5 protein-coding genes are annotated in these 6513 nt (G+C 67.2%); 3 read left to right on the forward strand and 2 right to left on the reverse strand.

Annotated features, from left to right (window positions below; translation table 11 throughout):
- The first annotated feature begins 251 nt into the window (after positions 1 to 251).
- Positions 252 to 2906 carry a glycerol-3-phosphate 1-O-acyltransferase PlsB gene (gene plsB, locus ACTJI2_RS15590; protein ID WP_440842660.1) on the forward strand — a complete coding sequence of 885 codons (2655 nt, stop codon included), beginning with the start codon at positions 252 to 254 and terminating at the stop codon, positions 2904 to 2906.
- 44 nt (positions 2907 to 2950) lie between these two features.
- On the opposite strand, the gene ACTJI2_RS15595 is transcribed toward plsB, so the two are convergent.
- Together ACTJI2_RS15595 and ACTJI2_RS15600 are read right to left on the reverse strand one after the other, a co-directional pair.
- A complete protein-coding gene (locus ACTJI2_RS15595) occupies positions 2951 to 3640 on the reverse strand; it encodes an N-acyl amino acid synthase FeeM domain-containing protein (protein WP_183639739.1) in 690 nt (229 codons plus the stop codon).
- A gap of 217 nt (positions 3641 to 3857) precedes the next feature.
- The gene (locus ACTJI2_RS15600) at positions 3858 to 4067 is read right to left on the reverse strand and encodes a YdcH family protein (protein ID WP_183639742.1); all 210 of its coding nucleotides are present in this window, start codon (positions 4065 to 4067) and stop codon (positions 3858 to 3860) included.
- A 65-nt stretch (positions 4068 to 4132) separates the two neighbouring features.
- Between ACTJI2_RS15600 and ttcA the strand changes: the two genes are divergently transcribed.
- Positions 4133 to 5056 carry a tRNA 2-thiocytidine(32) synthetase TtcA gene (ttcA, locus tag ACTJI2_RS15605; RefSeq protein WP_440842661.1) on the forward strand — a complete coding sequence of 308 codons (924 nt, stop codon included), beginning with the start codon at positions 4133 to 4135 and terminating at the stop codon, positions 5054 to 5056.
- 90 nt (positions 5057 to 5146) lie between these two features.
- Positions 5147 to 6052, forward strand: a complete 906-nt coding sequence (locus ACTJI2_RS15610) for a recombination-associated protein RdgC (protein WP_192198298.1) — start codon at positions 5147 to 5149, stop codon at positions 6050 to 6052.
- Positions 6053 to 6513: the final 461 nt, after the last annotated feature.

The following is a 6513-nucleotide window of genomic DNA, read 5'->3' on the forward strand; positions in this document are numbered from 1 at the left end:
TCCCTGGGAATCACGCACATGCGAGACCATCCATAAAAGCTCGCGGCCGGAGGCCGCTCCTACCTTGGGACCTGCCGGTCCAACGCACGCACGCCCCACCGGTAGGAGCGCCGTCCCCGGCGCGAGCCCTTCCGTCTGGCTCCGGGAACCACTCACATGCGAGACCGCGCACAAAAGCTCGCGACCGGAGGCCGCTCTTACCCCCGGGGTGCGAGTAGGCGCTTTTCTGCCTGACAGGCCCGTGGGCCATAATGCCGCCGATGCCAGAACAGAACTCCCTGCCGTTCCCGGAAGCCCCCACCCCGCCGCCGTCGCCGGACAAGAAACCGGAGGCGCCGCGCGAGGAAAAGGCCGAATCCGCCCCCCAACGCGCGCCGATGGTGGCTACCGCCACGCGTCCCTCGCGGCGACCGCTGTGGGCCCGCCTGCTGGGTCGCCTGGCCGACCCCTGGCTGTCCCTGCGCATCGATCCGGAGTCGCCGCGGGAAGTCGTGGACGGACGCCCGATCTGCTACGTGCTGGAGGACTACGGCCTGTCCAATGCGCTGATCCTGGACCGGGCCTGCCGCGACGCCGGCCTGCCCTCGCCGCTGGAACCGCTGCCGGTCGGCGGCGACCCGCTGGGTCGCAAGCGCGCCTACGTGGCGCTGTCGCGGCGCAACGCCAGCACCCTGATTCCCGACCAGATCAGTGCCAAGACCCATTCCGGCTCGCTGGCCAAGCTGCTCGACGCCCACCGCGTGAACCCGGACCTGGATGTGCAGCTGGTGCCGGTGTCGATCTTCGTCGGCCGGGCACCGGACAAGCAGAGCGGCTGGTTCTCGGTGCTGTTCTCGGAAAACTGGGCCATCGTCGGCCGCTTCCGCCGCCTGCTGGCGATCCTGCTCAACGGCCGCGGCACCATCGTCCGCTTCGCCGCGCCGGTCTCGCTGCGCGACACCGTGGCCGAGGGGCTGGACCCGGAACGCACGGTGCGCAAGCTCTCGCGGGTACTGCGCACGCACTTCCACCGCATCCGCGAAGCCATCATCGGACCCGACCTGTCGACCCGGCGCCTGCTGGTGGACCAGGTGCTGGCGGCCGAGCCGGTGCGCGAAGCGATCACCGAGCAGGCCCGGCGCGACAAGAGCAAGCCCGAGGACGCCTGGAAGAAGGCGCACGCCTACGCCTGGGAAATCGCCGCCGACTATTCCAACCCGGTGGTGCGCTCGGCCAGCTTCCTGCTCTCGCACGTGTGGAACCAGATCTACGACGGCGTGCTGGTCCACCACCTGGACAAGTTCAAGGAGGCCGCGCCCGGCCACGAAGTGGTCTACGTGCCCTGCCACCGCAGCCACATGGACTACCTGCTGCTGTCGTACCTGCTGTACGAACGCGGCATCGTGCCGCCGCACATCGCCGCCGGCATCAACCTCAACCTGCCGGTGGTGGGGACCATCCTGCGCAAGGGCGGCGCGTTCTTCATGCGCCGCAGCTTCCGCGGCAACCCGCTGTACTCGGCGGTGTTCACCGAGTACGTGGCACAGCTGGTCTCCGGCGGCTATTCGCTGGAGTACTTCATCGAGGGCGGGCGCTCGCGCACCGGCCGGCTGCTGCCCCCCAAGGGCGGCATGATCTCGATGACCGTGCGCGCGTTCCTGCGCCAGCCGCGCAAGCCGGTGCTGTTCCAGCCGGTCTACATCGGCTACGAAAAGCTGCTGGAAGGCAACAGCTACCTGGACGAACTCAGCGGTCGCCCGAAGGAAAAGGAATCCATCTGGGTGCTGCTGTGGAACATCCCCAAGGTGCTCAAGCAGAACTACGGCCAGGTGGTGGTGAACTTCGGCGAACCGATTCCGCTGGGCGACGTGCTGGCCGAACACGCGCCGGAATGGGACGGCAAGCCGGTCTCCGACGACGAGAAGCCGGCCTGGCTGTCCGACACCATCGACACCCTGGCCGAGCGCATCCAGATCAATATCAACCGCGCCGCGGACGTGAACCCGATCAACCTGCTGGCGCTGGCGCTGCTGTCCACGCCCAAGCACGCGATGGGCGAAGTGGATCTGATCGCGCAGATCGAACTGTCCAAGTCGGTGCTGGCGGACCTGCCGTATTCGGACCGGGTGACGGTGACCCCGCATTCGCCGGAGCGGATCATCGCCCACGGCGAGGAGATCGGCGTGCTCCGCCGCATCAAGCATCCGCTGGGCGACGTGCTGAGCTTCGACAGCGACGACACCGCGGTGCTGATGAGCTACTACCGCAACAACGTGCTGCACCTGTTCACCGCCTCGTCGTGGATCGCCTGCTGCTTCCAGAACAACCGGCGCATGAGCCGCGCCGGCGTGCTGCGCCTGGGCCGCGGGCTGTATCCGTTCCTGCAGGAGGAGCTGTTCCTGCCGTGGAGCGAGGACGAGTTCGTCGAGCGCATGGATCGCACCGTCGATGTGTTCATCCGCGAGGGCCTGCTGCAGCAGGTCAACGAGGAGGACGGCGGCATCCTGGCGCGCAGCGCCGGCCAGACCGACGAGGTGTTCCGCCTGCGCGCGATCGGCCACTCGCTGCAGCAGGCGTTCGAGCGCTACTACATCGCGATCTCGGTGCTGGTGAAGAACGGCCCGGGCAAGCTGGGCACGGCCGAACTGGAAAGCCTGTGCCAGCAGGCCGCGCAGCGCCTGAGCCTGCTGTACGCCCCGGCCGCGCCGGAATTCTTCGACAAGACCCTGTTCCGCAGCTTCATCCAGAAGATGCGCGAAATGAAGCTGGTGTGGCCGGACGAGAACAGCAAGCTGATGTTCGACGAGCGGCTGGACGCGTGGGCCAAGGACGCGAAGGTGATCCTGGGCCGCGAACTGCGCCACACCATCGAGCGGGTCAGCCCGGAAGCGGCCGCGCCGGAACCGCCTCCCGCGCCGGTGGAATAAGCGCGGAGAAGTGATCGCGGCGCCCCCGGGCGCCACGCACGTTTTCAGTTGACGTGGCCGAAGCTGCGGGTGAGCCAGGCCTTGGCCATGGCGCCGGACGCCGGATCCTCCACCAGCGGACGCAGCGGCGATCCGCATTCGCCCAGGTGCTGGGCATCATCGATCACCAGCGCCATCCGCAGCAGTTCCGCGCCGCCGGCCAGGATCACCGGCGGCAGGTATTCGCGGAAGCCGTAGTGCTCGAACGCATCGATCAGGAACGGTTCGCAGGCCACCAGCCAGAAGCGGATGCCGTTGTCCTGCGCCCAGCGGTAGGTGCCTTCCATCAGCCGATCCACCACCGGTTTGGCGCGCTGGTCGGCCTGCACCGCGAAGCGGGTGCCCACCGCGATGCTCCGCGGCGGCCAGGCGCGGGCGAAGCGATCGACCTGGAACAGGCTGCCGTATTCCACCTGCACCGCCGGCGAGCCGAAGTCGTGCAGGCGCAGGGTCGCCACCGCCTGCGGCCCGACCTCGACCACGACGGTGGTGCCGCAGCCGTCCAGGCCGTCGGCGATGCGCTTGCCACGCCCGTCCGGCCGGCCCCGTTCCAGGAAGTACACCTCGCGGCGCAGGCGCTGGACATCGCCCAGCGCTTCGCCGGGAGCGATGCGGCGGACCCGCAGCGGGGCCATGCCCGCGCCCGGATCGCGCGGCGGGGACAAGCTCCCGATGGGTTCTTTTTCCTGGTTCATGCGGCTCCCGGCCACGTCCTGCCCGCCCGAAATGGGCAACTGTTCACAGAAATGAAGCAAGCATCGGGCCAACTCCGGGCCAGCCCCGGATGCCCCGCGCGGAAGGGGCTGGGCGGCGTTCCGGCTGACCACGGCGCCGCCGCCGAACGGATGGGAGGTGACGCGACGCGTCAGCTTCGGGCCGGATGGGACGCCGGGGGCGGCGGGCGACGGCCGGTCAGGCCGGCTCGTCCGGGATCAGCGCGCTTTCCAGCCGGGCAATGCAGTCCTTCAGCCAGAGCTTGCGCTTCTTCATGCGCTTGATGGCGATTTCGTCGTCTTCCAGGCTGGTGGACACCCGCTGCGCGATCGCGTCGTCCAGCTCGCGGTGCTCGCGCCGGAGCTCGGCGATGCGCTGGGCGATGTCGGCGGGGTTCTGGCTGTCCACGCACCGAGCGTACACCGCCGGGGTTTCGTCGTCATCGCAACGCGGCCGGTACAATGGCCGTTCGCATGAACGCCATCCATCCCCTGCCCCAGGTCCTCGCCGATCCCGCGCCTCGTGGCGCGGATCCCCGCCGCCACGCCCGCGAACAGGGCAAGCTGGCCAAGCGCCTGCGCCGCCAGGTCGGCCAGGCCATCGCCGACTACGGGATGATCGAGGATGGCGACAAGGTCATGGTGTGCCTGTCCGGCGGCAAGGACAGCTATACGATGCTGGACATCCTGCTGCAGCTGCGGAAGAAGGCGCCGGTCGATTTCGAGCTGGTCGCCGTCAACCTGGACCAGAAGCAGCCCGGCTTTCCCGAACACATCCTGCCGGAGTACCTCGAATCGATCGGCGTGCCCTACCGGATCCTGGAGCAGGACACCTATTCGGTGGTGTCGCGGGTGGTGCCGGAAGGCAAGACGATGTGCTCGCTGTGCTCGCGCCTGCGCCGCGGCGCGCTGTACTCGTACGCCGAGGAACAGGGCTTCACCAAGATCGCGCTGGGCCACCACCGCGACGATCTGGTGGCGACCTTCTTCCTCAACCTGTTCTTCCACGCCAAGCTGTCCGGCATGCCGCCCAAGCTGCTGTCGGACGACGGCAAGCACGTGGTGATCCGGCCGCTGGCCTACGTGCGCGAGTCGGACATCGAAACCTACGCCGAGGCGAAGGGATTTCCGATCATCCCGTGCAACCTGTGCGGCAGCCAGGAAAACCTGCAGCGCAAGCAGGTCAAGAAGATGATGGATGCCTGGGAACGCGAGTCCCCCGGCCGCATCGAGACGATCTCGCGCGCGCTCGGCGACATCCGGCCCTCGCAGCTCAGCGATCCGAAACTGTTCGACTTCCTTTCCCTCGGCCACCGCGAAGGCGCGCAGCAAGCCGACGCGCATGCGTGGCTGGCGGGCGATGAACGGGAATCGGGAATGGAGAATCGGGAATCGTAGAAGCCCTTTCCGCTGGTTTCCCCGCTATCCCGCCGTCCGCCGCCCGCTGTTCCGATTCCCCATTCCCTATTCCCCATTTCCGGTTTTTAAATGTTCTTCCGCAACCTGACGCTGTTCCGTTTCAATCCCTCGCTCGATTTTTCCCAGCTCGATGAACTGCTTCCCGAGGCCCGGCTCAAGCCGGTCGGCCCGCTGGAGCTGTCCTCGCGCGGCTTCATCTCGCCGTTCGGGCGGGGTGAGGAAGCGCTGTCGCACCGCATCCAGGATTCGATCTGGCTGAGCGTGGGCGGCGAGGACAAGATCCTGCCCGGCGCGGTGGTCAACGACCTGCTGGCGCGCAAGCTGGAGGAAATCGAGGAGAAGGAAGGCCGCAAGCCGAGTGGGCGCACCCGCAAGCGGCTGAAGGACGACCTGCTGATGGAGCTGCTGCCGCGCGCCTTCGTCAAGCCTTCGCGCACCGACGCGCTGCTGGATCTGGAGCATGGCTTCGTCGCCGTGGACAGTTCCTCGCGCAAGAGCGGCGAGAACACGGTGTCGGAAATCCGCCGCGCGATGGGCAGCTTCCCGGCCCTGCCGCTCAATGCCGAAGTGGCGCCGCGTTCGGTGATGACCGGCTGGATCGCCGGCGAACCGCTGCCCGAAGGCCTGAGCCTGGGCGAGGAGTGCGAACTCAAGGACGCGATGGACGGCGGCGCGGTGGTCAAGTGCCAGCACCAGGAACTGCAGAGCGACGAAATCGCCAAGCACCTGGAAGCCGGCAAACAGGTCACCCGGCTGGCGCTGACGCTGGACGATCACGTCTCCTTCGTCCTCGGCGAGGACCTGATCATCCGCAAGCTGAAGTTCCTCGACGGCGTGGTGGATCAGCTGGAAAACTCCGAGCGCGAGGACTTGCGCGCCGAACTGGATGCCCGCTTCGCGCTGATGGCCGGCGAGGTGAAGCGCCTGTTCATCGTGCTGGAGCATGCGCTGAAGCTGAGCAAGGCGGAGGCTTGAGGCACTGGGATTCGGGATGACCGGCCATGCGGCCGTTGAAGGCCGGGATTCGGGAGTCGGGATTCGGGATTCGTAAGAGCCCCGCATTTACCTCCCCCTTTGCAAAAGGGGGATTGAGGGGGATTTAGCTTTTGGCGCCAAGAGCCAAATCCCCCGTCACCCGCTTCGCGGGTGCCCGCCCCCTTTTGCAAAGGGGGCTACTGAAGCGTTCGTCCCCGTTTGCAAAGCGGGCTTACTCAGCACCTCGATTTCGCGAAAGCCTCCGCTTTTGCCTCCCCCTTTGAAAAAGGGGGACTGAGTGGGATTTGGCTTTTGGCGCCAAGAGCCAAATCCCCCGTCACCCGCTTCGCGGGTGCCCACCCCCTTTTGCAAAGGGGGCTTACTCAGCACCTCGATCTCGCGAAAGCCTCCGCTTTGCCTCCCCCTTTGAAAAAGGGGGACTGAGGGGGATTTGGCTTTTG

The sequence above is a fragment of the Pseudoxanthomonas sp. 22568 genome, assembly GCF_052044485.1.
In the GTDB taxonomy this organism is placed as follows: domain Bacteria; phylum Pseudomonadota; class Gammaproteobacteria; order Xanthomonadales; family Xanthomonadaceae; genus Pseudoxanthomonas_A; species Pseudoxanthomonas_A beigongshangi.

Excerpts from the sequence above, each read along its gene's own strand:
- plsB (WP_440842660.1), top strand. The coding sequence starts at position 252 with ATGCCGCCGATGCCAGAACAGAACTCCCTGCCGTTCCCGGAAGCCCCC.
- ACTJI2_RS15595 (WP_183639739.1), bottom strand. The coding sequence starts at position 3,640 with ATGAACCAGGAAAAAGAACCCATCGGGAGCTTGTCCCCGCCGCGCGAT.
- ttcA (WP_440842661.1), top strand. The coding sequence starts at position 4,133 with ATGAACGCCATCCATCCCCTGCCCCAGGTCCTCGCCGATCCCGCGCCT.
- ACTJI2_RS15610 (WP_192198298.1), top strand. The coding sequence starts at position 5,147 with ATGTTCTTCCGCAACCTGACGCTGTTCCGTTTCAATCCCTCGCTCGAT.